The sequence below is a fragment of the Archangium gephyra genome (assembly GCF_042230915.1).
GTDB lineage: Bacteria > Myxococcota > Myxococcia > Myxococcales > Myxococcaceae > Archangium > Archangium gephyra_B.
On sequence record NZ_CP102578.1, the window covers coordinates 1,269,973 to 1,296,623 of the forward strand.

At 71.1% G+C, this 26,651-nt stretch carries 20 protein-coding genes; 9 read left to right on the forward strand and 11 right to left on the reverse strand.

The features are described 5' to 3' along the window. Window positions 1-21 precede the first annotated feature (21 nt). Window positions 22-345 (reverse strand): DUF4286 family protein, encoded by a 324-nt coding sequence (locus tag NR798_RS05265; RefSeq protein WP_375770310.1) that lies wholly within the window; start codon window positions 343-345, stop codon window positions 22-24. After that, window positions 342-1,526: a DUF6068 family protein gene (locus NR798_RS05270; RefSeq protein WP_375770311.1), complete on the reverse strand. Its 1,185-nt coding sequence runs from the start codon at window positions 1,524-1,526 to the stop codon at window positions 342-344. The genes NR798_RS05265 and NR798_RS05270 overlap by 4 nt, the downstream gene beginning before the upstream one ends. 192 nt (window positions 1,527-1,718) lie before the next feature. Here NR798_RS05270 and NR798_RS05275 point away from each other — a divergent pair, with 192 nt between their 5' ends. Both NR798_RS05275 and NR798_RS05280 read left to right on the forward strand, forming a co-directional pair. Then, window positions 1,719-3,368, forward strand: coding sequence for a sigma 54-interacting transcriptional regulator (locus tag NR798_RS05275; RefSeq protein WP_375770312.1), 1,650 nt, complete (start codon window positions 1,719-1,721; stop codon window positions 3,366-3,368). Window positions 3,369-3,625: 257 nt separating this feature from the next. Next, window positions 3,626-4,135 (forward strand): hypothetical protein, encoded by a 510-nt coding sequence (locus tag NR798_RS05280; protein WP_375770313.1) that lies wholly within the window; start codon window positions 3,626-3,628, stop codon window positions 4,133-4,135. A gap of 39 nt (window positions 4,136-4,174) precedes the next feature. On the opposite strand, the gene NR798_RS05285 is transcribed toward NR798_RS05280, so the two are convergent. The 6 genes from NR798_RS05285 to NR798_RS05310 form a co-directional block, all read right to left on the reverse strand. Then, a complete protein-coding gene (locus NR798_RS05285; protein WP_375770314.1) occupies window positions 4,175-7,894 on the reverse strand; it encodes a protein kinase in 3,720 nt (1,239 codons plus the stop codon). Window positions 7,895-8,030: 136 nt separating this feature from the next. After that, the gene (locus tag NR798_RS05290) at window positions 8,031-9,719 is read right to left on the reverse strand and encodes an amidohydrolase (RefSeq protein ID WP_375770315.1); all 1,689 of its coding nucleotides are present in this window, start codon (window positions 9,717-9,719) and stop codon (window positions 8,031-8,033) included. Window positions 9,720-9,808: 89 nt separating this feature from the next. Next, window positions 9,809-11,794 carry a M56 family metallopeptidase gene (locus tag NR798_RS05295; RefSeq protein WP_375770316.1) on the reverse strand — a complete coding sequence of 662 codons (1,986 nt, stop codon included), beginning with the start codon at window positions 11,792-11,794 and terminating at the stop codon, window positions 9,809-9,811. Beyond that, on the reverse strand, window positions 11,791-12,177 hold the full coding sequence (locus NR798_RS05300) for a BlaI/MecI/CopY family transcriptional regulator (protein WP_375770317.1): 387 nt from the start codon (window positions 12,175-12,177) through the stop codon (window positions 11,791-11,793). Before NR798_RS05300 ends, NR798_RS05295 begins: the two co-directional genes overlap by 4 nt. Window positions 12,178-12,319: 142 nt before the next feature. Beyond that, the gene (locus tag NR798_RS05305; RefSeq protein WP_375770318.1) at window positions 12,320-14,041 is read right to left on the reverse strand and encodes a hypothetical protein; all 1,722 of its coding nucleotides are present in this window, start codon (window positions 14,039-14,041) and stop codon (window positions 12,320-12,322) included. 151 nt (window positions 14,042-14,192) lie between these two features. After that, complete coding sequence (locus NR798_RS05310; RefSeq protein WP_375770319.1) at window positions 14,193-14,960, reverse strand: rhomboid family intramembrane serine protease; 768 nt, start codon at window positions 14,958-14,960, stop codon at window positions 14,193-14,195. A 127-nt stretch (window positions 14,961-15,087) separates the two neighbouring features. On the opposite strand from NR798_RS05310, the gene NR798_RS05315 reads away from it, so the two are divergent. Further along, entirely contained in the window at window positions 15,088-16,041 is a 954-nt protein-coding gene (locus NR798_RS05315; protein ID WP_375770320.1) for an alpha/beta fold hydrolase, read from the forward strand. 12 nt (window positions 16,042-16,053) lie between these two features. Here NR798_RS05315 and NR798_RS05320 read toward each other — a convergent pair whose 3' ends face one another. After that, window positions 16,054-16,575: a YkgJ family cysteine cluster protein gene (locus tag NR798_RS05320; RefSeq protein WP_375770321.1), complete on the reverse strand. Its 522-nt coding sequence runs from the start codon at window positions 16,573-16,575 to the stop codon at window positions 16,054-16,056. A gap of 188 nt (window positions 16,576-16,763) precedes the next feature. Here NR798_RS05320 and NR798_RS05325 point away from each other — a divergent pair, with 188 nt between their 5' ends. Further along, the gene (locus tag NR798_RS05325; protein WP_375770322.1) at window positions 16,764-17,279 is read left to right on the forward strand and encodes a hypothetical protein; all 516 of its coding nucleotides are present in this window, start codon (window positions 16,764-16,766) and stop codon (window positions 17,277-17,279) included. A 17-nt stretch (window positions 17,280-17,296) separates the two neighbouring features. Here the strand turns inward: NR798_RS05325 and rnz are convergent, their stop codons facing one another. After that, entirely contained in the window at window positions 17,297-18,220 is a 924-nt protein-coding gene (gene rnz, locus NR798_RS05330) for a ribonuclease Z (protein WP_375770323.1), read from the reverse strand. Between the two features lie 133 nt (window positions 18,221-18,353). Here rnz and NR798_RS05335 point away from each other — a divergent pair, with 133 nt between their 5' ends. The 5 genes from NR798_RS05335 (at window position 18,354) to NR798_RS05355 (ending at window position 25,676) form a co-directional block, all read left to right on the forward strand. After that, window positions 18,354-19,046 (forward strand): DUF2293 domain-containing protein, encoded by a 693-nt coding sequence (locus tag NR798_RS05335; RefSeq protein WP_375770324.1) that lies wholly within the window; start codon window positions 18,354-18,356, stop codon window positions 19,044-19,046. A 120-nt stretch (window positions 19,047-19,166) separates the two neighbouring features. Then, window positions 19,167-19,895: a TetR/AcrR family transcriptional regulator gene (locus tag NR798_RS05340; protein WP_375770325.1), complete on the forward strand. Its 729-nt coding sequence runs from the start codon at window positions 19,167-19,169 to the stop codon at window positions 19,893-19,895. After that, entirely contained in the window at window positions 19,892-21,004 is a 1,113-nt protein-coding gene (locus tag NR798_RS05345; RefSeq protein WP_375770326.1) for an efflux RND transporter periplasmic adaptor subunit, read from the forward strand. Before NR798_RS05340 ends, NR798_RS05345 begins: the two co-directional genes overlap by 4 nt. 32 nt (window positions 21,005-21,036) lie before the next feature. After that, complete coding sequence (locus NR798_RS05350) at window positions 21,037-24,153, forward strand: efflux RND transporter permease subunit (protein ID WP_375770327.1); 3,117 nt, start codon at window positions 21,037-21,039, stop codon at window positions 24,151-24,153. 53 nt (window positions 24,154-24,206) lie between these two features. Next, complete coding sequence (locus tag NR798_RS05355) at window positions 24,207-25,676, forward strand: TolC family protein (RefSeq protein WP_375770328.1); 1,470 nt, start codon at window positions 24,207-24,209, stop codon at window positions 25,674-25,676. A 189-nt stretch (window positions 25,677-25,865) separates the two neighbouring features. On the opposite strand, the gene NR798_RS05360 is transcribed toward NR798_RS05355, so the two are convergent. Continuing rightward, window positions 25,866-26,618, reverse strand: coding sequence for a hypothetical protein (locus NR798_RS05360; protein ID WP_375770329.1), 753 nt, complete (start codon window positions 26,616-26,618; stop codon window positions 25,866-25,868). Window positions 26,619-26,651 lie beyond the last annotated feature (33 nt).

Genomic DNA, 26,651 nt, shown 5'->3' on the forward strand with positions numbered 1-26,651 from the left:
AATCTCCCCGGCCCGTCCACCTCACCCGAAGCTGGCCACCTCGGTGAGCACGGCGCGCGAGGGGCGCGTCACGTAGCCGAAGTGCTTGTCCGACTCGGCGCGCAGGTGCTTCGCGGCGTCGCTGGCCACGTAGCGCTCCACGGCCTCCAGGCTCGTCAGCTCGTAGTGGCACACGTAGCGCACCCAGCCGTCCGCCGCGTGGGTGGTGTCCTTCCACTTGCGGCAGCGCAGGAAGCCGGGCTGGCGCAGCACCTCGGGGACGTGGATGTCCTCGTGCCAGCGGTTCCACGCCGCCTCGGACCCGGGCGCGACCTCGACGGTGACGGAGTAGAGGGCCGGCTTCACTTCTGCACCCCCGGCAGCCAGATGCCCCAGCGGACGAGCCGCATGCTTCCCTCGGGCTCGCGCTTGCCGCCCGCGCCCACGCGCTCGGTGCTCTCGGAGAGCGACAGGAAGCGCGCCTCGTACGGCAGGCCCGACAGCACGGGCGCCCACGGATCGGCCGCGTAGGTCTCCGAGTAGATGCGCTGGGCGTTCTCCTCATCCGCCGTGCGCTGCACGCTGAGGGCGGGCACGTCGCGGCCCTCCACGGTGAAGGTGCCCCGGGTGGCGGACGCGACCGCGGCCGGAGGCCACTCGCCGGAGGCCAGCGCCTCGTAGGGCAGGTTCAGCAGCACGTCCTCGAGGGGCTGCGGCTCGGCCTGGGAGAAGTCGGAGCAGGGGGGCGAGTTGGCGTCGACGGGGCCCTCGGTGCGCAGGAGGAAGCCGCGCTCGGCGGCGAAGCACACGCGCTGCACGGACGGCGAGGGGCCCACCTCCACGCGCCGGTCGTAGTACGCGCCAGGGCCCAGGGGCCGCTCCAGCATGGGCGTCGCGGCGGTGCTCCCGGTCGAGCCCTCGCGCACCTCGCGCACCGTGAGCGTGTAGCTGCCCGGGGTGTGGAAGCCGGCGAGCGTGAGGTTCGTCTGGAGCAGACCGCGGGTGAGGTAGAGCGGGCCCGGCTGGACGGCGTAGATGCTCGTGCGCAGGGGGCCGTCCACGGGGCGCTGGTCGCTCACGTAGCGCATGGCGTCCCACTCGCGGCCCACGGCGGAGGCGCGCTCGGCGGTGGCCTGGCCCTGCAAGGGCACGTCGAGCGTGCGCGTGGTGTCCGCGCGCACGGGGATGAGCTGGTCCTGCGCCAGCCGCGGGTGGGTCAGGGGCTTGCCGGCCTCGTCGAGGAAGGACACGCGCAGCCACACCCAGGGCTGCTGCACGCCCACCACCTCCAGCACCACCTGGCCCGTGAGCGCGCGCGGGGGGCTGCCCTGGGGCGAGGCGCCCTGGTTGGCGGCGAAGGCGTAGGCGACGCGGTCACCCACGCGCGCGCGCTGCCAGGCGTCGTTGCCGGTCCGCACGGGCGAGGGGTTCTGGGCCTGCGTGTCGGAAGGAGAAGGGCCGCTCGACTTCGTGCTCTCGCAGCCGGGGAGGAAGGACAGGGCCGTGCCCAGCAGCGCGGCGGCCAGGGGAAGGGCAGAGTGGCGCATTCGCATGTGAGACTTGATACACCGGGGTGTTTCCGCGGGACATGAATGACGTCCTGAAGTCGATGACGGTGTTGGACCCGTCCGGCGGCCCTCCCCGTGGCTCTCACTGCCAGTCGTGCCGCCCGCACACCTCCGGACTTTTGCCCACCTGGGCGCTCGGCGGGCAGCAGCGACGGTGTAGATTTGCAGGCCATGCGTGAAGGTCTGCTGGATGATGTCAGTACGGTCTCCCTGCCGAAACGGGGCGCGGGCGAGCGGGCCCCTCGGCTCGTTCCAGCGCTGACCCTCATCTCCCATCCCACCACCCAGCGGGTCGGCGAGCGGCTCCTGCTGGAGGAGCTGCTCTCCGGTGGCGAGGTCCCCGTCTCCCGGCGGGCACCGGACTTCCTGCGGCCCGGCCAGACGCAGGGTGCCCCCCTGGCGGATCCCTGTCTGAGCCGGAAGCCCATCATCTTCACACCTGGCGAAGGAGGCCGGGTGCGGCTGCTCGTCGAGGAGGGCGGCACCCAGGTGGTGGCGGGCGAGCCCATCCGGGGCGGCCGGGAGTTCAGCCCCGAGGAGCTGGCCGTGGGCATCCCCCTCGAGCTCGCCGAGCGCGTGGTGCTGCTGCTCCACCTGACGGAGCCCGACACGGGAGACGCCCATGACTCGCTGGGCATGGTGGGGCAGAGCCCGGGCATCCGGCGCGTGCGCCAGCTCATCGTGCAGGTCGCCGGGCTGGAGGAGCCCGTGCTCATCCGCGGAGAGACGGGCTCGGGCAAGGAGCTGGTGGCCAAGGCCATCCACAAGCACAGCCGCCGCCGGGAAGCGCCCTTCCTCGGCGTGAGCCTGGCCGCCAGCACCAAGGAGCTGGCGGCCGCCGAACTCTTCGGCGCGAAGAGGGGCTCACATTCGACCGCCACCAAGGATACCGACGGCCACTTCCGCACCGCCCAGGGCGGCACCCTGTTCCTCGACGAGGTGGGCGAGATGCACCCCGAGGTGCAGGCCAAGCTGCTGCGGGTGCTGCAGGAGAAGGAGATGTTCCCCCTGGGCTCGAGCATCCCCATCCCCACGGACGTGCGCCTCGTCTCCGCGACGGATGCCAACCTCGAGGAGCATATCCGCGAAGGCCGCTTCAAGGAGCCGTTGAAGTACCGGTTGGCGGGCTTCGAAATCCGTCTGCCGTCGTTGCGCGAGCGCCGCGAGGATATCGGGCTGCTCTTCTTCCACTTCGCCCGCGAGGCGCTCGAGGAGCTGGGGGAAGTCTGGCGCCTGGAAGAACCCAGGGATCCCAGCGCCGAGCCGTGGCTGCCCGCGTCGCTGGCGGCCCGGCTCGTCCGCTACTCCTGGCCCGGCAACATCCGCGAGCTCCGCAACGTGGCGCGCCAGCTCGTCATCGCCAGCCGCGGCCAGCCGCACCTGCGCATGGACCCCCAGCTCGAGAAGGTGTTGGGCTCGGCTGCGACCCCTCCCGGACGCCCCCTGCGTCTGGGGGAGGGCTGGGATCCCCAGGTGACGCCCAGGCCCAAGGCCCCGCCGGAGCAGAAGGCCCCGCCGGAGCAGAAGGCCGTGCCCCGCCGCAAGCCCTCCGACGTCTCCGAGCAGGAGCTGCTCGCGGCGCTGGAGGCGTGTGCCTGGGAGCCCAAGGCGGCGGCCGATCGGCTCGGCATCGCCCGCCCCTCCATCTACGACAAGATGGACAGGAGTCCGAACATCCGGAAGGCGGGAGACCTCACTCCCCAGGAACTCATCGACTGCTACCAGGCCTGTCAGGGGAACCTGGACGCCATGGTGCAGCGTCTGAAGGTCTCCAAACAGGGCCTCCGCCGCCGCCTCAAGGATCAGGGACTCGACGCGTAGTCCCGCCGACATGTCGAGCACGCGCCCGGGCCCGCCGCTCGACGCCGCTCGACATGTCGAGCCGTTCTCTCCGGCTGCGGATTCGAGACAGCCCGGCCGGGAAAACGGGCCTTGACGCCTCCGCGGTGCGGCACGCCCGTTGCTCTAGCCCGTCGGCATCCGGGGCCGGGAGGAGCCGAGCAGCAAGGGGGGCGGCTCCTTCCGGACCTCTGGAGTACCCAGGCTTAGACGTCATTTGATTTCAGGAGGGGGAAGTCATGTCGAAGCACGATTCCAAGAAGGGGCTGGCTTTCGCCGCATCGCCCAAGTGCGCTTGTGTTGCCCGGTCCAAGAGGCGCCTCTTGCCCTGGAAGCAGAACCTGACCGACGTGATGGGCAACGCGTGCGTGGACTCCAACGGGAGGGAGCTCAAGGCACTGCCCGAGCCCGCGTCGCTCCGTGTCGAGAAGGCGTGGCAGAAGAATGCCCTGGCCCACTCCATCTGCCCTTGTGTCGCGGCGGGCTGGGGACTGCTGGGGCAGCAGGATCCGGCGCCCGAGGCGGACAAGCTGTGGGTGAAGGCGAAGGACCTGTGGGAGAACGGGATGTCGCTGTGGGCGGACGGCGAGGAGGATGGGGGCGAGGTGTGCAAGAGCGAGACGGAGTGCCCGCCTCCGCCCCCGCCCGGGCTCGTGTGGGGCGTCTCCAGCGAGCTGGTGCTCTACCCGGTCCGCGCCCAGTGCGCCTGCATGGTGCAGGCCTCGCAGCCCTCGCGTGTGGCGGCGTGAGGGAGAAGCGGTGCCGCTCTCCTCGAAGGGGAGAGCGGCCTATTCCGGGGACCGGGACCCCCGGTGCTGGAGGCGCAGGAGCTGGCGCTTCCACCGTGCCTCGAGGTTTGGATTGGCCTGCAGCAACGGGGTGAGCTCCCGCCGGACCTGGAGCACGCCTTGCCCGGGCGATGTGGAGTCCCTGGCCAGGAGCAGGAGGAGCGCACGCAGCACCTGCGCGTCCTGCCATTGGCCGCGCTCCCGCAGCAGCCCGTTGGCCAATTCGAGTCCCTTCGCCAGCGGCGGGCTGGGAGCCTTGTTCTGCGCTTCCAACCAGGAGGCCCACTCCCAGTAGAGACGGCCGAGGGCCAATCGGACGTCCTGGTCGCTGGGGTCGAATTGGAGTGCCTGGCGGTAGGCTCGCTCCGCCTGCTCGAAGTCCTCGTCGCGGGCCTGGCCGAGCAGTGCCTTCAGCTCCAGGGCCCTGCCGCGTTGCAACCCGTTGAAGCCGTCGGCCTCGCGTTGGTCGGCCTCCGTGATTTCCTTCAACGCCCGCTCCAGGCTCTTGCCCGGGTCGCCTCTGTGGCCGTCCAGGTCGAACGCGGCCTGGGTGAGGTGGACCCAGCCCAGGTTGGCCCAGGGGAGGTGGCTCGTCTCGTTCAAACCGGCGGCCCGCATCAAGGCGGCCTCGGCCTCGAGCACGCTCGGGCGCGGATCCTTTGCTTGCATCGCCAGGTATTCGGCGTGCGCCGCCAGCATGTCCCCGAGGGTGAGCTGGATGAAGTGGGTGTTCCGCTCCTTGTCGTCGGCCTGCGTGAGAAGCTTCCTGGCCTCCTCGAGCGATGGGAAGGGGTCGTTTCCACGCTCCCATTCCTCCCTGGCCAGCTCGATCAGGATCTGAGCCGCGTTGTAGCGCAGCAGCGTGTACTTGCTGCTGCGGGTGAGCCCTTCCTGGAAGAGCGAGAGGGCGTTCGCATACTCGCGCCGGGGATCCCCGCCATGCCAGCGGATCCTCTCGGCCATCTTCCGGTGGACGCGCCCCTCATAGAAGTAGAGCAGGACGTAGGTGGGATCCTGTTTCCGGCCGTTCTCGAGCGTCTTCCTGGCCTGCTCCAGGTCTCCCTGCGCATCCGGGCCGTAGCGATTCAAGGCGCGCATGAGGTACGCGCTGGAGAGCGCGACCCGGGTGGACATCTGGCGCGCGTCCATGGTGAACGCCACGGAGAAGGACTCGATGGCCTTGTCGAGCTGGGTGAGTGCGTTCCGGGCGGCCGCATCCTGGTCGCCTGTCTCGTTCCCGTCCTCGTATTCGGCCCAGGTCTTGTGGATGCGGCCGAGCAGTTGGTGGGCCTCGAAGCCCCGGTCCTTTGGGGCGATGCGAGCGATGGCGTCGGCGGCCTTGGCGAGCTGCTCGTGCGGCTTCTCGTCCCTGGAGATGCGGCTCTGTGCCCATTGCCAGTAGGACCAGGCTTGCTCGACCCTTGCCTCCGGCGGTTGGGGCTCGAGTTCCCTATCGGCCCGTAGGGCCTCGAGTGCACGCTCCAGGGGTTTGTGCGCCTGCGCTCCCTGGACCTCCTGGTACCAGGCGAAGAGGTTGTGGAAGCGTGCCTCGAGGATCCTGGCCCCCTGGTGGTCGGGATCTCTCTCGAGGGTTTGCTTCACCGTCCCGAGGCCGTGGGTGTACAGGGTCTCGACCTCCTTTCCCCCGCTGGAGACCTCCAGTCCCATCCGGGTACGAGCAAGCTGCGCCATCGCGTGGTAGAGGGCGGGGTCGCTCTGGCCGATCTCCGCGGCCTTCTCATAGGCGGAGCGGCTGGCTGTGAAATCAGCCCTGGCCTGCTCGGAGTTGCCCTGGTTCCAATGCCAGGTGCCCCAGGCCAGGCGGATGTCGCCCCGCAGCCGGGGGGCCTCGTAGAACCAGGGGGGCACCTCGCCCAGCGCATCCAGCTGCTTCAGAGCTTCGTCGAAGCGGCCCTCGTAGAAGGCGAGGAGCGACTTCACGTAGGCGGGCGGCGCTGGTGCGTCCCCGCCGTCCTTCCCCATCCGCTCCTCGAGCCAGTGGAGTTTCTCGAGCGTGGGGTTGCGCCAGTCCCGCTCGAGCTCTTGGAGGCGTGTCTTGCGCCACTGCTCGGCAGTGGGCTCTCCTTCCAGCCGGGTCCCGAGACGTTGCCGGTAGCGGCGCTCCATCTCCAGGAGGTGCTCCTGGTAGAGCTGTCCCGACACCACGGCCAGTGCGTAGGCCACCTCGGGCGTCTGGGGGCCCAACGTCCACGCTTTCTCCAAGTGCTCGCGTGCCTGGGTCTTCTCCCCCAGCGCGAGGTAGCCCTTCCCCAAGGCGTAGTGGAGCGGTCCCTGGAGCTGGGTGCCGGCCTCGCTCAGCTGGGCCTTCAACCCGTCGAGCTTCTTCTGGAGGCGCTTGCGGTCCTGCCGGATGTCGTGCGGCGCCGAGAGGTACGATTTGATCGCGTCGTTCTCGACATCTTTCGCCTCCCCGGCGAAGTAGCGCGCTCGATGCTCGGCCTGGGCGACCTCGCGGCGGGTTTGCAGCTTCTGGCCCACGGCGAGCGTCACCATGGTGAGCGCCACCGAGCCCATGACCACGGCGCCCCGGTGCCTGCGGGCCTTCTTGCGCAGGCGGTACCAGAGCCCGGCGGGCCGGGCATGCACCGGCTCGCCATTGAGGAAGCGGTCCAGGTCCTCGGCCAGGGCGCGCGCCGAGTCGTAGCGGGCCGAGCGCTCCTTCTCCAGGCACTTGAGGACGATGGCCTCCAGGTCCACCGGGATGTCCTTGTCGAGCACGCGCAGCGGCCGGGGCTCCACGGTGGGAATGTTGCTGAGCACCTCCAGGTGGTTGCTGCCATGGACCGGGTAGGTGCCGGTCAGCAGGTGGTAGAGCGTGGCGCCCAGGCTGTAGACGTCCGCGCGCCGGTCCAGCCGCGTCACCTCGCCGCGGGCCTGCTCGGGCGCCATGTAGTGGGGCGTGCCCAGCACCGAGCCCGAGGCCGTCATGCCCTCCTTCCAGTCGCGCGCCAGCCCGAAGTCCATGACGTAGGGCTTGAGGCTCCCATCCTGGGGGCGCTCCACCATGATGTTGGAGGGCTTGAGATCCCGGTGGATGAGCCCGACGCGGTGGGCCGCATGCACGCCCTCGGCGGCGTCGCGGAGCACCATCGCCTTCTGCTCGACGGTGAGCTCCTTGGCGAGCTGGTTGAGCGGCAGCCCGTCGATGTACTGCATGGCGATGAAGGGCTTTGCCTGGACCTCGCCGACCTCGTACACCTGACACACGCGCTCGTGCACCACGCGGGCCTGGGCCCGGGCCTCGAAGAGGAAGCGGCGCGCGGCGTCCGGGTCGTCGCCGCGGACGAACTTGAGGGCCACGTCGCGGCGCAGCCGGGGATCATGCGCGAGGAAGACCTGGCCCATGCCGCCCTGGCCGAGCAGGCGCATGAACTGGTAGCGCTCCCAGCCGGGCACCGGGAAGTCCGCGACCGCCAGCACGGGCAGCTCGCGCGAGGGCCGCTGCACCGTGACGGTGTCGTCCGCCGGTTCCATCGTGGTCCGGGTCTGCTCCTGGGCCTCCTTGCGCAGCGAGGCCAGCGAGTCCTCGGAGAGCTTCCCCCGCTCCACGAGCAGCTCCAGCGGAGGGCGCCCCACGCGGAGCGCTTCCTCACGCAGCGCCTCCGCCTCCTCCCGGGACAGAAGACCCTCGGCCACGGCCATGCGCAGCTCCGAGTCGAACGCATCGCTCACGAACGTTCCCCCTGTGTACGAGCGCATCTTACAACCTCATCCTCGCGGGTGAAGCTCCAAGGCTTCAGCAAGGAGGAGGCCAGCGCCCGTGACGCCGGGGCGGGGCTGGGCGAGCGGGGTTTCGACGCGTCGAGAGCCCTCTTCGACACGTCGAACCGGGGGCTCAGCGGGCCGGGTGGACCTGGGTGCCGGCCACCACGGTGAGCTTCACCTGGGCCTTGAGCAGCTCGGCTGGAGGTGCATCCACCGGATCCACCGAGAACGCGACGAAGTCCGCGTCCATGCCCGGCTTGAGCCGGCCCCGCTCGCTCTCGGCGAAGGCCGCCTGGGCCGCACCCACCGTGAAGCCCTCCAGGGCCTCCTCGCCGCTCAGCCGCTGCGCGGGGAACCACCCGTTGAGGGGCTGGCCCTCGGCGTCCTGCCGCGTGCGCGCCGCGTACAGTCCCAGCAGCACGTCCGCCCGCTCCACCGGGAAGTCACTGCCGAACGCCAGCGGCGCCCCCGCCTCCTTCAGCTTGCGCCACGCGTACGCGCCCTGGATGCGCTCGGGGCCCACGCGCGTCTCCGCCCAGGGCATGTCGCTCGTCGCGTGCGTGGGCTGCATGCTCGCCACGAAGCCGTTCTGGCCCAGCCGCTGGATGTCCTCCAGCCGCATCACCTGCGCGTGCTCCACCCGGTGCCGCAGGTGGCGCGTCCCCGTGGCCTCCGCCTGGCGCAGCAGCGTCTCCAGCACCAGCGTGTTCGCCCGGTCTCCAATCGCGTGCGTGGCCACCTGGAAGCCGCGCTCCATGAAGGCCTTCACCCGCGCCTCGTACTCCTCGGGCGAGAGCAGCAGCAGCCCGCGGTGGGCCGGCTCGTCGCTGTAGGGCGCGTGCAGCGCCGCGCCCCGGCTCCCCAGCGCTCCGTCCAGGCTCAGCTTCACCGCGCGCAGCGTCAGCATCCGGCCCTGGAAGGGGCCCTCGCGCAGGTACGTCTCGCGGTCCGCTCCCTGGCCATCCGCCATCACGTAGAGGCGCAGCGGCAGCTTGCCCTCCTTGTCCCAGCGCTGCATCAGCCGGAAGGTGCGCAGGTCCATGCCCGCGTCGTGCACGCCCGTCAGTCCCACCTCGGCGCAGTGCGCGAGCGCCGCGGCGAGCCGCGCCTCGTGCTGCGCGTCCGTGGCCGGCGGCAGCACCGCGTTCACCAGGTTCATCGCGTTGTCCACGAGGATGCCCGTGGGCTCGCCGTCCGCGCCGCGCAGGATGCGGCCTCCCTCCGGGTCGGGGGTGTCCTTGGTGATCTTCGCGCGCCGCAGGGCCTCGCTGTTCACCCACATCGCGTGGCCGTCGATGCGATCGAGCACCACGGGCGTGTTCGGATGCGTCGCGTCCAGCTCCGCGCGGCTGGGGAAGCTCTTCTCCGGCCAGTCGTTCTGGTCCCACCCCTGGCCGATCAGCCAGTCCCCCTGACGGGCCGTGGCGGGCGCGGAGGCCACGCGCGACAGCACCTCGTCACGCGAGGCCGTGCCCTCCAGCCGCACCCCGGCGAGACTGGCGCCGAGGCCCGCCAGGTGCCCGTGCGCATCGGTGAGGCCGGGCACCACCGTCGCGTCTCCCAGGTCCACTACCCGCGCGCCCTCTCCCGCCGCGGCGAGCACCTCGTCCCGGGTGCCCACCGCGAGCACCTTCCCCGCGCGCACGGAGAGCGCTTCGGCCACGGGCCGCTCCGCATCGAGCGTCCGCACGCGCCGCGCCACATACACGGTGGTGGTGGAAGAAGAGGGGGTCTGCTGCGCCTCGGGAGCACGCCGGGCACAACCGGCCGCGCACACGACGAGGAGCACCGCGCCAAGGAGAGACTTCATACCGTGCATCGCACACCTTTCAGACTGCCCCGCTTGCCGGGGTCGGTGGCGCTGCACTCTGGCGCACTCGCGCGCGAGTGGGAATTACGGGGGTGGGGCTAGCGCTTCACCGGCTCGGCCTGCCCCTTGCGCACGGCGTCATCCAGGAGGGCCCGCGCCTTCTTCAGGGCCTCGTGGTGGGCCTTCTCCATCTGCTCGCCGAGCACCCCCATCTGCCGGCCGTACTCCTCCATGGGCGCGCTGTACTTCTCCATCTCGCGGCCCAGCTCCTCCATGGGCCCGCTGTACTTGTCCATCTCGCCGCTGATCTCATCCATCTGCCGGCCGAGCTCGTCCATCTGCTTGTCGATGGCCTCCTCCTCACGCTCCAGCTGCGCCAGCTGCTGCGCGAGCTCCGGGGACTCCTTGCCGTGCTCCTCCTCGTACTGCTCCTGCGCGCGGGAGAGCTCCGCCTCCTTCCGCGCGAGCTCGCCCAGCTTCGCGCCGAGCTCGCCCTGCTTGCCGCCCAGCTCGCCCATCCTCCCGCCCACCTCGCCCTGCTTGCCGCCGAGCTCGCCCATCTTTTCGCCGAGCTCGCCCATCTTCTCGCCCAGCTCCGACTGCTTCTCGCCAATCTCCTGCTGCTTCTTGCCGATCTCCTCCACGGGCGCGAAGGCGTTCTCGAAGGACTTCAGCGTCGCCGCGTCGCGGATGAGGTACTCCTGCTCGTCCTGGCGCATGTAGAGGACGGGCAGCGTCCCGCCCGCCAGGGAGCGGGCCCGGCGCAGGTCACGCATCGAGCCGCCCATGGTCGTGTTGTTGTCGGGGCCGCGCAGGAGGACATAGGCGAACATGTCGCCGTCCATCTCCTCGTGCGCCACCGCCACCGGCGCGCTCGGGGGCGTGGGGGGCGTGGGCGGGACCGGAGGCGTCGCGAGGGCGAGCCGGGGCAGGGGAGCCGGGGCCCGCGCGGGCAGGGTGGGCGCCGAGGCCTTCACGGGCGCGGCGGGCGGAGTGACGGTGGACGTCGCCACGGCGGCCGCGGGCGCGGCGGGCGTCTCCCGGGCCACCACCTGGAAGGGCACGAGTGCCACCAGGGCGAGGCCTCCCAGGGTCCAGCGAACCCACTGATGGCGCTGCTTCGAATCGGTACCGGCGTGTTCCAGCATGGCGATCCTCCGTTTCAGGGCTGCGAGGTGTGACGAGGCACCAGGCACCGCCGCGGCAGCCGGAGCGCGGGCGACACCAAAGACGAGAAGCAGCCGCCCGTACTCGCGGGGCTCGGCCCCGGTGGCCTGGAGCGCGGCGGCATCACAGGCCTCCTCGCGGGCGAGCGCGTACTCCCGGCACGCGCGCCGCACGAGCGGATGGAAGAAGAGCGCCACCTGCGCGAGCGCCGGCACCCAGCCGAGCCACAGGTCCCCGCGCCGCACGTGAGCGAGCTCGTGCGCCAGGGCCATGCGCTGCTGCAGGGGCGACAGGGACTCCAGCGCGCGGCGCGGGAGGATGATCTCCGGGCGCAAGAGGCCGAGCGCGAGCGGGCTCGGCGCATGCTCGGAGACGAGCAGCGGGGGAACGCGCTCGAGGCCCAGCTCGCGTCCGAGCACCTCCGCCGCCTGGTGCAGCGGGGCGTCCTCCAGGGGCCGAGCCTCTCGCCGGATGCGGCGCAGCTGCACGAGTCCCCGCAGCAACTCGCGGCCCTGCCAGGCGATGCCTCCGAGCCACAGCAGCAGCGCGCCCAGCAGCAGGGGCCGCCAGTCCGTGCGCGCCTCGGTGTGCTCCGGCGCGAGCACGCTCGGAGTGGGCTGGCCGGGGGCGGCCGTGGGGGCCACGGTGGGGACCGCCGTCCGCACGACGGCCGCGGGCGCCTCGGGCGCGGGCAGCAGGGGCAGGCGCAACGGCCCAGGCGCGCACAGGCCCACCAGGCACTTGAGGCCCACGAACCACCACAGCATGGTGCGCACGGACGCGGGCAGCCTCGGCAGCAGCCGCGTGAGGGCCCACACGGCCAGCGCGCAGAGCGCTCCCTGCCACGTCACCAGCCACAGCGTCCGCAGCACACCCAGCCCGTGCTCCATCATCGCGTGCATGTCCAGGGCGCTCATTCCTCTCCCTCCTTCTTCGACTTGAGCCGGGCGACGGCCTCCTCCAGCTGACGCAGCTCCTCGTCACTCACCTCGTCGGCCTGGGACAGCCACGTGGCGAAGGGCGAGAGCGAGCCCGCCAGCGACTTCTGCACGAAGTCCCCCACCACGCCCCGCAGCAGCTCCGCCAGCGGCACGCTCGAGCTGTACTGGTAGACGCCCTCCACCTTGTGCCGCGTGAGGTGCCCCTTGCCGCGCAGCCGCTCCATCACCGTGAGGATGGTGGAGCGCGCCAGCCCCTGCGGCTCGCCGAACTTCTCCGCCACCTCGCCCACCGTGACGGGGCCGTGCTCCGCCACCCAGCGCAGCACCACCAGCTCCTGGTCTCCCACCGGCTTCTTCATGACCCTCACCCGCGTGACTACAAGTGTCGTCACGAAGCAAGGTAGCGGTGACTACGGCTGTAGTCAAGCCGGTGGGGCGCCGCTCCGTCCGGTGGAGGGGGAGGGCTCGGGGCGGGCTCGGGGAGGGGCCGGAGGAGGCGGCTCAGCCGCGCTCGAGCACCAGCTGCGTCCATTCCGCGCCCAGGCGCAGGCGGGGCACGGTGACGGTGCCGTCCGAGGCGGCGGTGACGGTGCCGCTGGCCTTGCCGAAGGTCCAGCGGATGCGCTCGCCGGGCAGGCACCGGAAGCGCTGCACGCGCCGGGGCGTCACGTCCACCACGGGCGAGTCGGTGACACCGGGGCCAATCACCGCGCGCAGCGGCAGCGCGAAGCGCCCGTGCGTGTCCACCAGCTGGCGGGTGTCCCAGCGCAGCGAGCGGTTGAGCATGCCCGCCACGTCTCCATCCCAGCCCGTGTCGCCGGCCACCTTCGGGTCTCCCGCGTAGCCGGAGTCGTTGCGCCAGGGCTGGCGCCCGTTGCCGCCGCTGCCCGGGTGGCCGTCCCACGAGGAGCGGCTGAAGGCCGGGAAGGCCAGGTCGCGCCGCAGCAGTGTCTGCGCGTCCGCGCGCGGGTTCCAGCCCCGGTCCCACCAGCGCGGGCCCAGCCACGGGTCCGTCTCCACGTGGCCGCCCTCGTCCCAGACGGCGACGTGGCCGATGTGCTGCGTCTGCAGCATCTCGTAGAAGGACACGCCGGTGAGGCTGCTGGGCCCCACCACGGAGCCGAAGTGGATGATGGGATCGTCCTTGCCGTGCTCCAGGAAGAGGAACTGCGAGCGGGCGCCGGGCTCGTCGCGCAGGGCCCGCGTCAAGTCCAGGCGGCTCCACACGCCCAGGCCATCCGCGTCCGGCACCTCCTCCTCGGGCATGCCCCACAGCGAGGAGAGCTGCGCCAGCCGCCAGGGACGGTGGGCGCGCGCCACCGGCTGCGCGTGCCGGGCGAACACCCCCGCGAAGTGCCGCGACTCCAGCAGGCCGAGCGCCAGCGCGCCCGCGCCGCCCATGGAGTCTCCCTCCACGAAGACGCGCTCGGGATCCGCGCCCGGGTAGGTGCGCAGCACCCACTCCAGCAGCGCCAGCACCCGGCGCGTGGTGTACGGCGGCACCGGGCCCGCCAGCGACTGGCTGCGCGGCAGGCTCTCGGCGTAGCCCCACCAGTAGGTGAGGTTTGGATCACTCGGCTCGATGACGAAGCGGTCCGGGGACACCTGGGTGCCAGGCGGCCAGTTGCCCACGCCGTGCAGGCGCACCGTCACCGGCATGGGGTAGCCGGCCGAGGCCGCCAGCGGCACCGACACCACCGCGGGGAAGGTGCGCCCGGCGTACCCGGGGCTGTCCAGCCACGCGTCCGTGGGCTGCTCCACCGTCAGCCGCAGGGTGCCGGGCAGCTCCTCGCTCCCGATGATGCGCGGCTCGGGCGGGCGCACGGTGTCGCGCACGGCGATCGTCATCCGCGTCTGCGCCGTGGCCCGGCTGTCCTGGGCGGTGAACGTCACCTCGTGGCGCCACCCGCCCTGGATGAAGTCCGGCTGGAAGGTGAGCGTGCGAGCGGCCTCGTCCCAGTGCGCTCCCGGCGGCAGCCCGTCCACGAAGACGCGGGTGCGTCCCTGGGCTCCCTCCACCTGCACCGTGACGCGCAGCAGCTCCTCCTCGTTCACCGTCTGGAGGGGCGGCACACGCAGCGTCAGAGGTTGGGGCAGCAAGGGCTCCGTCTCGGACTGCGCGGACGCGCCTCGCGGCGAGTCCAGCAGCAACAGGGCCAGCAGCGCCAGCACCAGTGCCGGCCGCCGCGGAATGCAAGACTGGACGGTCCACCCCCAACGCATCGTGCCACACCCTCACGAACGGCTTCCGAGGGAGGTGAGTCCCTCGGGCCACGTTTCGAAGCCTCGCGCTGTCATGGAGCAAACCGCATGCCCCTGTCGCGCACCCCAACCGACGCCTCGGCACGGCTGTTCCCGACGCCACCTCCCCGCTTCACGGATGGTCCGGGTGCAGCCGGTGCCGCCACCCGGTGCGCTGCGACGTGAGCGCCCGATTCTCGAAGAGTTTCACCAACACCACCCCCGCGACGAAGCCTCCTACGTGGGCCCACACCGCGACCCCTCCCTGGGACTCGAGCTGGTTGAGCTGGGGCAGGCCGGTGATGATCTGCACGCCGAACCACCACAGCAGCACCGCCCAGGCGGGCAGGGGGATGATGCGGAAGATGATGAAGAAGATGAAGAGCATGTTCACCCGCACGCGCGGGTAGAGGATGAGGTAGGCCCCCATCACTCCGGAGATGGCGCCCGAGGCCCCCACCATGGGGATGGGCGAGCCGGGGTCCATCACCACCTGCGCCGCCGCCGCCGCCAGGCCGCACACGACGTAGAAGACGAGGAAGCGCAGCCGGCCCATGCTGTCCTCGACGTTGTTGCCGAAGACCCAGAAGAAGAGGCAGTTGCCCAGGATGTGGCCCCAGCTGCCGTGGAGGAACATGGAGGTGAGGGGCGTGTAGCGGTTGATGGCCTCGTCATCGACCACACAGGACAGGCCGTCTCCCAGGGGAACCGCGAGGCCCAGCGGGGCCCGCCCGGTGAGCTCTCCCGGGACGAGCCCGAGGTTGCACACGCTGGAGACCAGGACCAGCGGGTTCAGGCCGGCGCCCTGCACGAAGACCCAGGTGGCGCCAATGGCGGCCAGCAGCAGGTAGGTGACAACCGGCGTGCGGAGTGTGGGGTTGTCGTCGCTGAGGGGAATCATCGGGCGGCTCCATGATGTCCACGGTGGAGCGGTGGGGGAGGGGGAGCACGTCACGCGTGTATGGCGCCTGACGTCCTGCCCCGGGGCCGCTTCCTCGCGGAGGGGGACGACCCTAGCTCTGTGCGCAATGAATCCCATCACTCCTCGCTCCATTCCGTTGCCGGGCCTGCGCATGCAGGTGCTGGAGGCGGGCCCCGCCGAGGGGCCGCTGGTGCTCCTGCTCCACGGTTTCCCCGAGCTGTCCGAGAGCTGGCGCGAGGTGCTGCCCCGGCTGGCCATGGCGGGCTTCCACGCGGTGGCGCCGGACCTGCGCGGCTATGGCGGCACGGACCGGCCCCAGGAGGGTTATGACCTCGACACGCTGGCCAACGACATCGTCCAGCTGGCGCGCCACCTCCAGCCGGAGCGGCCCGTGTACCTCGTGGGCCACGACTGGGGCGGGCTCATCGCCTACCACGTGGCGGCCCTGTACCCGGAGGTGGTGGAGCGTCTGGCCGTCGTCAATGCGCCGCATCCGGAGCAGATGGCCCGGGAGCTGTGGAAGCCCGGGCAGCTCGTGCGCTCCTGGTACATCTTCTTCTTCCAGCTTCCCTTCCTGCCCGAGTACCTGCTCTCCGCGCGGGGTGGGGCGCTGGTGCCGCGCCTGTTGCGGCGGGCGATGGTGGACCCGGAGCGCGTGCCCCCGGGACGGCTGGCCGAGTACGAGGCGAACTTCTCCAGCCGCGAGGCGGCGCGCGCGGCCATCGACTACTACCGCATGCTGTTCCGCCGCACCGTCGACCCGCGCCGGCTGCGCGAGTCGAGGCCCTACCCGCGCATCCGCGCGCCCTTCCTGCTCATCTGGGGCGAGCAGGACGCCGCCCTGCGCAAGCAACTCACCCAGGGGCTGGAGCCGTACTTCGAACGCAAGCCCGCGGTGCACTGCCTGCCCGAGGAGGGCCACTTCGTGCCGCTGGAGGCGCCGGAGAAGGTGGCGGCGCTCCTCATCGAGCACTTCTCCGCGGGGCGCCCCATGACGTTCGAGGAGGCGCGCTGGCCCACGGTGGTGGAGTCCCACGAGGGGCCTCGAGCCCCGGCGTGACGCGGCCCCGGCTCACTCCTCGAGGTGGAGCTTGCGCACCAGCTCCGCGTACTTCTCCGGCGGGAGGTGGGCCTTCAGCAGGGCCTGCCGCATCTGCTCGCCCTTCTTGTACGAGGCCGAGTAGCCGCACTCGGGAAAGAACTCCGGCAGGGCCTCGTAGACGAGGTTGCGCGGGTAGTCCCGGCACATGCCCGGGCGGCTGCCGTACGAGTCGCACTGCTTCGTCACCGGGTCGTAGTGCGTGCAGCGGAAGACGAAGAGCTTGAGCCGCCGGTCATCGCTCACGAACTCGAAGCCGTTGACGACGCGGTGCCACGTGAGCGTGAGCCAGCGCAGCGAGCGCAGGAAGAACACGGGCCGGCTCACGGGGATGACGGGCGTCTCGCAGCACCGGCCGCAGCCGTTGCAGGCGCCCTTGAGCCGGTAGCGCGGCTCTCCCCGGGCCCGCAGCACCAGGCGGGTGAGCCACAGGTCGATGGTGTAGCGCACCAGCGCTACCCGTTTGATGGCACGGCGGATGGGCCCGTCCTTCATGGGGAAAGGAGTCTACCCGGGTGCCCGGCCCTCACGGCTCCCCGGGCGGTTTCCAGGCAAGCTGCTGGGTTGCAGGCCCGCTGCACACTACCTCCCCCCGGGAGCGTTCACCTCGGGTGGCTTGGCGCGAGCGGGAGCCCGTGCTTCAAATCCACTCCTCATCATCAACTCGAGTGGGGGAGAACCGAATGAATCCGTCGAAGCGCTCGCCGTGGTCCCTGTCGCTGGTGCTGCTCGCCGTCACCACCCTCGCCACCGGCTGCGCGGCCAGCCGCCGCGAGGCCTACATCCAGGACAAGGCGGCCCAGCACGTCTACCGCAAGCCCATCGCCGAGGTGTGGCCGCAGGTGCGCATGCTGCTCAAGGAGAAGGAGCTGCCGCTGCGCGAGGCCCCGGGCGCCTATGAGATCAGCACCGACTGGCAGATGGTTGGCGCGCCCTCGACGCTGGGCACCAACTACGTGCGCTACCTGGTGCGCGGCAAGCAGCCGACCCCGGCCATGTGCTCGGTGGAGATCTTCAAGCAGAACCGCGTCGAGGCCGGACAGGGCCCGGTGGACGCGCAGACCGGCCAGCGCCGCGAGATTGGCACCGACACCACCAACATGGTCCGTGACATGGAGATGGAGTGGGAGTTGCTGCAGCGCATCGACCCCGAGGCGGCCAAGGCGCTGCGCACCGAGGCCGAGAACACCATCAAGTAGCGCCCGGCCCCGCGCGCTCAGTCGCGCAGGGGCAGCTCCACGGTGAGCCCGTCGTAGGCCACCTCGACGGGCCCCTTGAACTCCTCGCGCGCCTGGATGAGCAGCCGCGAGGGGTCCGTGTCATGGCGGCTGGACAGGTGCGTGAGGATGAGCCGTTTGGCGCCCGCGTCGCGCGCCACCTGCGCCGCCTCGCGCGCCGTCGAGTGCCGCGTCTCGTGTGCGCGCGCCTGCTCGTCGTCGGAGAAGGTGGACTCGTGGATGAGCAGGTCCGCGTCCTTCGCCGCGCGCACCAGGGACTGGCACGGGCGGGTGTCGCCGGAGATGACCAGCCGCCGCCCGGGCCGAGTGTCTCCCACCACCTCGTCGGGATGGATGGTGCGGCCGTCCGGCAGCGTCACCGTCTCGCCCCGCTGCAGCTGGCCGTAGATGGGCCCCGAGGGAATCCCCATCGCCTTGGCCTTCTCCAGGTTGAACTTGCCCGGGCGCTCGTCCTCCTGCAGCACGTAGCCGAGCGCGTTGATGCGGTGATCCACCCCCACCGCTTGCACCGTGTAGCCGCGCCGCTCCACCTTGTCGCCGTCGCGCAGCTCGTGGAACTCCACCGGGAAGGACAGCGTCTCCACGCCCAGGTGCACCGCCTGGTTCAGCAGCCGCCGCGCTGGGGGCGGGCCGTACAGCTGCACCGGCGAGTCGCGGCCCATCATCCCCAGCGTGCGCAAAAAGCCGATGATTCCCAGGTAGTGGTCGGCGTGGAAGTGGGTGAAGAAGACGGCGTCCACGGTGAAGCCGGTGCCAAAGCGGACCATCTGCCGCTGGCTGCCCTCGCCACAGTCGAAGAGGAGGAGGTCCGAGTCCGCCTTCACCGCCAGCCCGGACAGGTTGCGGTGCAACGTCGGCTGTGCGGCCGAGGTGCCGAGGAAGGTGAGCCTGAGAATGGACATGCCAGCGCTGCCCACGATTGAAGACCCTCCCGCGCCGCGTCCGAGCGCTGGCGACATGCCCCATCTAGCAGAGGTTGACGCGGGGGCGCTTCCCCCTCTGACCATGCATGCGCTATAGGCGCCAGCCCCCGACATGAGCGACACCCTCACCGTCTCCCCCACGAGCGACCCGCGCCGCGTGCGCGCGGCCGATGGCTCCCTCCTCTCCGTCCCCCCCGGCTGGGCCCTGCTGCCCCCGGGTGACGCGGGACTCACGCGCCGGGTGAAGGCCGCCGGCCCCAGCTGGACGGTGGTGGAGAAGAAGGGCCGCAAAATCTTCTCTCAGGGTGTATGGGCGCCCGAGGCCCACATCACCGCCGCCCGGGCCGCCCTGGAGTCCGAGCGCGCCACCCCCGCCTACGCCAAACGCCGCGAGGCGGACGTGCGCCGCCGCGAGCGCGAGCAGGCCGAGTACGAGGTGGACTTCGCCAACGCCGTGCTGCGCTTCCTCGCCTTCGCGCCCGTCTTCATGCCCCAGGCCAAGAAGCTGGCGGTGGCCGTGTCCGCCCATGCCACCCCGGTGGGCAGCGGCACGGTGGCCCGTACCGAGCGGATTCCTTTGGAGCGCCGTGCCGAGGCCGCCGTCATCGCCTGGATGCGCCACCAGACGACGGCCTACGACAACCTCTCCATCGCCCGGGTGAAGGGCGCCCGGCGCGAGGTGCGCCGCGAGCTGGCCGAGGTGTCCCGCGCGGTGTTGGACCTCCACCGCCGCGAGGTGCCCCACGCCCCGGCCGCGTGCCCCCTGTGCACTGCCCTGGGACGGCTCGGCGCTCCTTCGCCGTAGCTTGCTGGACCCATCAGCTTCTCTGATGTGTTCGATAAGTGACGCATGGGGGATTTCTGACCCGTGATTCAGTAACCCCCTGGCGGAGTTTCTGACCGGCGGGTTAGTCATGCGGCCGTCATGGCCCGTCCCGCGGATCCTCATGCCCGAGCAGCCCTCTTCGCCGCCGCGCGCGCGGAGTTCGTGAAGAAGGGCCTGCGCGGGGCGCGCATCGAGGACATCACCGCCGCCTGCGGCCTCTCCAAGGGCGCCTTCTACCTGCACGCCGCCTCCAAGGAGGCCCTCTTCGGCGAGCTGGTGGGCGAGTTCACCTCCGCGATGAACGTGCTCGTCGAGCGGCGCATCCAGGAGATGGAGCGCTTCCACGCCGAGCACGGCGCGCTGGAGGCGCGCGACGTGGCCGAGCGCTCCGAGCGCTACGAGCTGATGGTGGAGATGAACACCGAGGCGGACCTGGGCACGCTGGAGTTGATGTGGGCCTACCGCGATGTGGTGCACGTGCTCATGCGCGGCAGCCAGGGCACCGAGTTCGAGTCGCTGATGTGGGGCCTGGTGGATCGCGAGGTGACGCGGGTGGCGCAGGAGTTCCAGCGCCTGCAGGCGGACCGCGTGAGCCGCGCGGACGTGCCGCCCACCGTCATCGGCTCGCTCATCGTCGGCACGTACGTGCTGCTCGCGCAGCAGATGAGCCAGATGGAGCACAAGCCGGACCTGGCGGAGTGGGCCCGCTCCATCCACCGGCTCATCCGCGAGGGCAGCCTGCCTCCGCGGCCCGTGGCCCGGAAGACTTCCCCGCGCAAGCCCCAGGCTCGCGCGCTCTCTCGTCCCCGTAGCACCTCGAGGTCATGACCGTGAAACTCTCCAGGACGCCGCTTGTCGCCGGGCTCGCCGCCGTGGGCCTGGCCGCCACCGCGCTGCCCCTCTCGGGCTGCAAGGCCGACGCCGCTTCGCCCGCCGCCGCCTCCACCAAGGCCGCCCCGGCGGAGGTTCCCTCGGTGACGGTGCTCACCCCGCGCGCGGTGAAGACGTCGCTGCGCGAGGAGGTGACGGGCACGCTCTTCCCCGCCCAGGCCCTGCAGGTGGGCTTCGAGGTGGGCGGCCGCCTGGACAAGGTGCGCGTGAAGAAGGGCCAGACGGTGCAGGAGGGCCAGGTGCTCGCGCAGCTCAACGCGGAGATTTCCGACGCCCAGCTCGCGCAGGCCCAGGCCGCGGTGGCCGCCGCCGAGGTGAGCGCCGCCATGGCCGCCGACGTGGCCGGCCGCAACGCGAAGCTGCAGGAGCAGGGCAACGTGAGCGACCTGCAGAACCTCACCTCCAGCACCCAGGCGAAGCAGGCCGAGGCGCAGCTGCTCGCCGCGAAGGCGCAGCTCGCGCAGGCGCAGGCGGGCCGGCGCAAGCACGACCTCAAGGCGCCCTTCTCCGGCACCATCGTCGACGCGCCCGAGCAGGTGGGCGCCATCGTGGGCCCCGGCGTGCCCCTGTTCTCGGTGGAGAACCTCGGCACGCTGCTCCTGAAGACGACGGTGGCCGATTCCGTCCGCGCCCACCTCAAGCCGGGCACGAAGGTGCGCGTGGAGGTCATCGGGGGCGGCGCCACCACGGACGAGGCCGTCATCCGCACCGTCATCGCCTCGGCGGACCCGGCCACGCGCCGGATTCCCGTGGACATCCTGGTGCCCAACAAGGAGGGGCGCTTCGTGGCCAACACCCTGGCGCGCGTCCTCCTCCCGCTGAGCGACTCGCAGGAGGCGCAGGCGCTGCCCACCAGCGCGCTGTCCTCCTCGGGCGGGGACCACGTCTACGTGGTGGGCTCCACCGGCGAGGTGCACCGCGTGGACGTCCAGGTCATCGAGCGCGGCATGCGCGAGGTGGTGGTGAAGGCCGCCGCCCCGCTGGACAAGGTCGTCGAGTTCCCCACGCCGTCCCTCTCCGAGGGTACGCGCGTCTCCGTGAAGTAATCCCCGCCGCACGACTCCAGGGCGTCCCCCCCATGCTCCTCAGCGACGTCTCCATTCGCCGGCCGATCTTCACGGCCATGATGTCCCTCTGCCTCATCGTCCTCGGGGTGATGGGGTACACGCGGCTGGGAACCGATCTCTTCCCGGACGTCTCCTTCCCGGTGGTGGTGGTCACCACCGTCTACAAGGGCGCGGGCCCGGGGGAGATCGAGACCCAGGTCATCAAGCCCATCGAGGATGCCGTCGCCGGCATCAGCGGCGTGGACAAGATCCACTCCTGGAGCCGGGAGAACGTCGGCACGGTGGTGGTGCAGTTCAAGCTGTCGGCCAACCTGGACCGGTCGGCTCAGGAGGTGCGCGACAAGGTCTCGGGCATCGTCAACAAGCTGCCGCAGGACGCGGATGTGCCGATGGTGAGCCGCGTGGACATCTCCGCGGTGCCCGTCCTCACCTACGCGGCGAGCGCGCAGGCGGACTCGCGCACGGTGCGTAAAATCATCGAGGACAAGCTCAAGCCGGCCCTGGCGCAGATCGAGGGCGTGGCGGACGTGAGCATCGAGGGCGGCGACGTGCGGGAGATCCAGGTGGAGCTGGACCTGGACAAGGCGCGCGCGGTGGGGGTGTCCGCGATGGACATCGCCCAGCGCATCGGCACGGAGAACCTGGATCTGCCGGCGGGCCGGTTGCAACTCGGGCCCACGGAGCTGACGGTGCGCTCGCTGGGTCAGTTCAAGAGCGTGGACGAGCTGCGCCAGCTCCCGGTGGCCCAGAGCCGCACGGGCGCCCAGGTGCGGCTGGAGGAGATCGCCACCATCACCGACGGCGCGGCCGAGCGGCGCACCACGGCGCGCCTCAACGGCGTGGACGCCGTCATCCTGGAGGTCGTCAAGCAGCCTGGCTCCAACACGGTGGCGGTGAGCGACGCGGTGAAGAAGGCGATGGACAAGCTGGTGCCCACCCTGGGCCATGGCTTCCAGACGCGGCTGCTCATCGACCAATCGGTGGACATCCGCGAGAACGCCCACGAGGTGTGGGTGGCCCTCCTCTTCGGCGGCGCGATGGCGGTGCTCATCATCCTGATGTTCCTGTTGGATCCGCGCGGCACCTTCATCTCCTCGCTGGCGCTGCCCACCTCCGTCGTCGGTACGTTCTTCGTGATGTACCTGCTGAACTACTCGCTCAACCAGATGACGCTGCTGGCGCTGTCGCTGGCCATCGGTCTGCTCATCGACGACGCGGTGGTGGTGCGCGAGGCCATCACCCATCGCCTGGAGCAGGGCGAGGATCCGGTGAGCGCGGCCGCCAACGGCACCAAGGACGTGGGCCTGGCGGTGCTCGCCACCACGTTCGCCCTGGTGGCGGTGTTCATCCCGGTGGCCTTCATGCCGGGCATGGTGGGCCAGTTCCTCCAGCAGTTCGGCATCACCATCTCGGTGGCGGTGCTCATCTCGCTCTTCATCTCCTTCACGCTGGACCCCATGCTGTCCGCGCGGCTGGCGAAGCAGCGCATGGCGGGCGAGCACCACCAGGAGCATCCGGTGGCCGCCGCTATCCGCCGCTTCCTGGATGGCAGCGAGCGTGTCTACTCGGACATCCTGCGCTGGGTGCTGGACCACAAGTGGCTCACCATGGGCATCACCGTGCTGGTGATGGTGGTGTCCTTCGGGGCCGCCAGCCGCCTGGGCATGGAGTTCATCTCGGCCGAGGACCGCTCGCAGTTCATCGTGCAGCTCATCCTGCCGGATGCCTCCAGCCTGGAGCAGACGGGCCGGCGCGTGGAGCAGGCCGAGAAGCTCCTCAAGGGCATCCCCGAGGTGACGGACGTCTACTCCATCGTCGGTGACAACGGCGATGTGAACAAGGCGCGCCTGCGCGTCATCACCACGGGCAAGCAGGAGCGCGCCCGGGGCATCCAGGCCATCAAGGACGAGGCGCGCGAGCTGCTCACCCCGGAGCTGCCCGCCACCCGCATCAACCTGCAGGACCTGCCCATCATCGACGGCCTGGGCGGCGACTTCTTCCCCATCATGGTGCGCGTCACCGGCCCGGAGCTGGCGACCATCCGCCAGGAGGCCGAGCGCATCGCCCAGATTCTGCGCGACATCAAGGGCACCGCGGACGTGCGCGTGGACTTCAACCCGCCCAAGCCGGAGCTGACCATCGAGGTGGACCGGGCGCGCGCCAAGGATCTGGGCGTGAGCGCGGCGGCCATCGCCCTGCAGATGCGCATGGCCATCGGTGGTGACGTGGCCGCCAAGCTGCGCGAGGGCGTGGATGAGACGGACATCCGCGTGCGGCTGAGCGAGCGCGACCGCGGCACCCCCGAGCGCGTGCGGCAGATCATGATTGCCACGCCCAAGGGGCTCGTCCCGGTGACGGACGTGGCGAAGGTGGAGCTGCGCGACGGGCCCAGCGTCATCGAGCACGAGAACCGTCAGCGGCAGATCGCCATCTTCTCGCAGCTCAATGGCGCCCCGCTGGGTGACGTGGCGGCGCAGCTCAAGCAGAAGATCGCCGAGCAGCCGCTGGCCCCGGGCTACTCGCTCATCTACGACGGGCAGATCAAGATGATGACCGAGCAGAACGACGCCTTCAGCGGCGCGTTCCTGCTGGCCTTCGTCTTCATCTACATGGTGCTCGCCAGCCAGTTCGAGTCGCTCAAGCACCCCTTCACCATCATGGTGTCGCTGCCGCTGGCGCTGGTGGGCGCGCTGCTGGGGCTGTTCCTCGGCGGCTACCACGTGTCCATGGGCGCGATGATCGGCATCATCCTGCTGATGGGCCTGGTGACGAAGAACGCCATCCTCCTGGTGGACGGCGCGCTGCAGTACCTGCGCGAGGGCGCCACGGTGGACGAGGCGCTCATGAAGGCGGGCCCGCGCCGGCTGCGTCCCATCCTCATGACGAGCGCCGCCATGGCCATCGGCATGGTGCCCACCGCCATCGGCAAGGGCGTGGGCTCCGAGTTCCGCGCCCCCATGGCCATCGCCGTCATCGGCGGCGTCATCACCTCCACCTTCCTCACGCTGCTGGTGGTGCCGGTGGTGTTCGCGGCCATGGAGCGCATCGGCTTCTCCAAGCGCCCCCAGAAGAAGGACGAGGGCCTGCCCATCCCCGTCCAGGAGTCCCAGGAGCAGCGCGCCGCCTGAGTGGCCCGCGGGCGCTGCCTCTCTCCCCATCCTCCTTCGCTTCCTCCGAGCCTATGTTCATCCGAATCGCCGCCGGGTCCGCCCGGCGCCCCCTGTCGCTCGTCCTCCTCGCCGCCCTCTCCCCGCTCGGCGCGCTTGCCCAGACGCCCGCGGACGCCCCGCGCGCCGGGGGGCAGGCTCCCGCCTCTCAGCCCGCGACGGTGGGGGCTCCCGCTCCCGGTACGCTGCGCACGGTGACGCTGCGCGAGGCGCTCACCCTGGCCGCGGTGCAGAGCCCGGACGTGGCCGCCGCCCGCGCCCAGGCCACCGTGGCCGCCGTCGGTGTCCGCCGCGCCTGGACGGCCTGGCAGCCCGAGGTGACGGTCGGCGCCCAGTACGTCCACGCCAGCGCCGAGGCCCAGCTGGACCTCGGCAGCTTCGTCGGGCTGGTGGCTGGCGTGTTCGAGCTTCCGCCTCGCCATCCGGAGTTCATCCCGGAGCCCGTCGTCATCACGGCGAGGAACTCGCATTACGCGTCGGCGCAGATCTCCCAGCCGCTCTTCACCCCGGCGGGTGTCTTCCTGCTCGGTCCGGCGAAGGCGGGCGCGGAGGCGGCGGAGCTGGGCGCCCTGGAGGCGCGTGAGCAGGTGCTGCTGGCGGTGGCGCGCACCTTCCTGGGGCTGCAGGGCATCCAGCAGATGATGGACGCGGCGCGCGAGGCCGAGTCCGTGGCCCTCCAGCGCGAGGGCGAGGCGAAGGCGCAGCTCGGCGCGGGCATGACGGTGGAGGCGGCGCTGCTGCGTGCCCAGTCGGAGACGGCCCAGGCCCGCGTGCAGCTGGCGCAGCTCTCCGGCCAGTACGCGCAGCTGGTGGCGCTCCTGGGCGCGCTGGTGGGCGAGCCGGTGCAGCCCGCCCCGTTCGCGGCCTCCGGCGGCCCCCAGTGGCTCGTCCCCTCCGAGGACCAGAGCCCCTGGGAGGACACGTACGCGGTGCGCTCGGCCTCGCTGGCGGTGAAGGCCAACGAGGGCAAGGTGACGTACGATCTCTTCTCCTGGCTGCCGAGCGTGGTGGCCCAGGCGCGCGGCCTCTACAACTCCAACGCGGGCTTCACCGGGCAGAACACCACCTACGAGGTGTCCGTCGCGGCCTCCATGCCGCTGTACGACCGCGGGCAGCGCTACGCGGCGCTGGCCGAGGACCGGGCGCGGCTGGCGCAGGCGAAGGCGCAGTACGAGTCGGCGCGCGCCAGGGCCCACGCCAACTGGGTGGCGGCCAGGGCCAACATCCAGGCCGCCGAGGCCGCGCTGGCCCAGGCCGAGGCGCAGGCGCAGCTGGCCGCCCGGGTGCAGCAGCAGGTGGCGGCGGCCTTCCGGGCCGGCATGTCCACCAGCCTGGAGATGTCGGACGCGGACACGCGGCGCTTCCTGGCCGCCAGCGGCGCGGCCCAGGCCCGGGCCACGCTGGAAATCCGCCGCGTGGAGCTGGCGGGGGCCGCGGGCCGCATCGCCGCCTCGCTCGAGGAGGCGGAGCAGCCGAAGCCCTGAGCCAGAAGCCTTCCCTCTCCCCTCGGGAGAGGGTCAGGGTGAGGGTGCCCGGGCCTGTTCTCCAACCCGTGGCCTGCAGTGGGGGCAGGGGGTTCAACCCGGGTACATCCGACACCCTCACCCCGTCCCTCTCCCGGAGGGCGAGGGGAAATGGCCGCGGTTGTCAGCGCATGTTCCCAGAGGCGCACCTCACCCCGGGTAGAGCGTGTCCATCGCGTCCAGCACGTTCGAGAGCAGCCGCTGGCCCTCGGACGTGTCCGGGCACATCCCGCCCCAGGCGAGCGTGAGGTTGGACCCCACCTGCTTGTAGAGCATCCGCCCGCGCATCCGCACCGGCTCGTAGCTCTGGCGTCCGTTGGCCATGAACTCGCTCTCGGGCAGGCCGAAGACGGCGTAGTAGCGCAGGTCCGGCGACACGGCGTCGCGCAGGTAGTGCAGCCCGCTGGGGATGGTGGCCGTCACGTCCAGCACGTGCCAGGAGCGGTGCCGGCCCGGCGTCACCTGCTCGGCGCGGAAGCACATGCGCGGCGGCGGACACCCGAGCGCGCCCGCGGTGAGCCAGTTGTAGTCCAGCTCCGGCACCTGGAGCATCTCGGAGATGTGGGGGGTGCCGTCCGCGTGGAAGCCCCAGGCGCTCCCGTCCGGCTCGTACGAGCGCAGCCCATAGGCCCCGTAGAACACGTTGTACCAGGGGCTGTGCGGGTTGTAGTACTCGGAGCACCCCGTCGAGTCCGCGAAGTCGCCAATGGTGAAGGCGACCAGCAGATCGAAGGAGCGCCGCGTCTCGCGGGCCATGAAGGGCTCGTGCGCCACCGCCCCGATGGAGCCCGGCAGCGAGGGCACCGGCGTGGGGATGTTGGCGGCGGCCATGAAGTTGTCCCCTCCGCCCGGCAAGGGGGTGGCGCGCATGGCCAGTGTCGCCAGCTCTTTCTGCAGTCGCATGAAGTGTTTCTCCCGTCCGCGCTAGACTCTCCG

Bases quoted from the DNA above. Each gene is read 5' to 3' on its own strand.
- NR798_RS05280 (WP_375770313.1), top strand. From the start codon at position 3,626: ATGTCGAAGCACGATTCCAAGAAGGGGCTGGCTTTCGCCGCATCGCCC.
- NR798_RS05360 (WP_375770329.1), bottom strand. From the start codon at position 26,618: ATGCGACTGCAGAAAGAGCTGGCGACACTGGCCATGCGCGCCACCCCC.
- NR798_RS05340 (WP_375770325.1), top strand. From the start codon at position 19,167: ATGGCCCGTCCCGCGGATCCTCATGCCCGAGCAGCCCTCTTCGCCGCC.
- NR798_RS05300 (WP_375770317.1), bottom strand. From the start codon at position 12,177: ATGAAGAAGCCGGTGGGAGACCAGGAGCTGGTGGTGCTGCGCTGGGTG.
- NR798_RS05270 (WP_375770311.1), bottom strand. From the start codon at position 1,526: ATGCGCCACTCTGCCCTTCCCCTGGCCGCCGCGCTGCTGGGCACGGCC.
- NR798_RS05325 (WP_375770322.1), top strand. From the start codon at position 16,764: ATGAATCCGTCGAAGCGCTCGCCGTGGTCCCTGTCGCTGGTGCTGCTC.
- NR798_RS05315 (WP_375770320.1), top strand. From the start codon at position 15,088: ATGAATCCCATCACTCCTCGCTCCATTCCGTTGCCGGGCCTGCGCATG.
- NR798_RS05335 (WP_375770324.1), top strand. From the start codon at position 18,354: ATGAGCGACACCCTCACCGTCTCCCCCACGAGCGACCCGCGCCGCGTG.
- NR798_RS05275 (WP_375770312.1), top strand. From the start codon at position 1,719: ATGCGTGAAGGTCTGCTGGATGATGTCAGTACGGTCTCCCTGCCGAAA.
- NR798_RS05320 (WP_375770321.1), bottom strand. From the start codon at position 16,575: ATGAAGGACGGGCCCATCCGCCGTGCCATCAAACGGGTAGCGCTGGTG.
- NR798_RS05350 (WP_375770327.1), top strand. From the start codon at position 21,037: ATGCTCCTCAGCGACGTCTCCATTCGCCGGCCGATCTTCACGGCCATG.
- NR798_RS05345 (WP_375770326.1), top strand. From the start codon at position 19,892: ATGACCGTGAAACTCTCCAGGACGCCGCTTGTCGCCGGGCTCGCCGCC.
- NR798_RS05310 (WP_375770319.1), bottom strand. From the start codon at position 14,960: ATGATTCCCCTCAGCGACGACAACCCCACACTCCGCACGCCGGTTGTC.
- NR798_RS05295 (WP_375770316.1), bottom strand. From the start codon at position 11,794: ATGAGCGCCCTGGACATGCACGCGATGATGGAGCACGGGCTGGGTGTG.
- NR798_RS05355 (WP_375770328.1), top strand. From the start codon at position 24,207: ATGTTCATCCGAATCGCCGCCGGGTCCGCCCGGCGCCCCCTGTCGCTC.
- NR798_RS05290 (WP_375770315.1), bottom strand. From the start codon at position 9,719: ATGCACGGTATGAAGTCTCTCCTTGGCGCGGTGCTCCTCGTCGTGTGC.
- rnz (WP_375770323.1), bottom strand. From the start codon at position 18,220: ATGTCCATTCTCAGGCTCACCTTCCTCGGCACCTCGGCCGCACAGCCG.
- NR798_RS05305 (WP_375770318.1), bottom strand. From the start codon at position 14,041: ATGCGTTGGGGGTGGACCGTCCAGTCTTGCATTCCGCGGCGGCCGGCA.
- NR798_RS05285 (WP_375770314.1), bottom strand. From the start codon at position 7,894: ATGCGCTCGTACACAGGGGGAACGTTCGTGAGCGATGCGTTCGACTCG.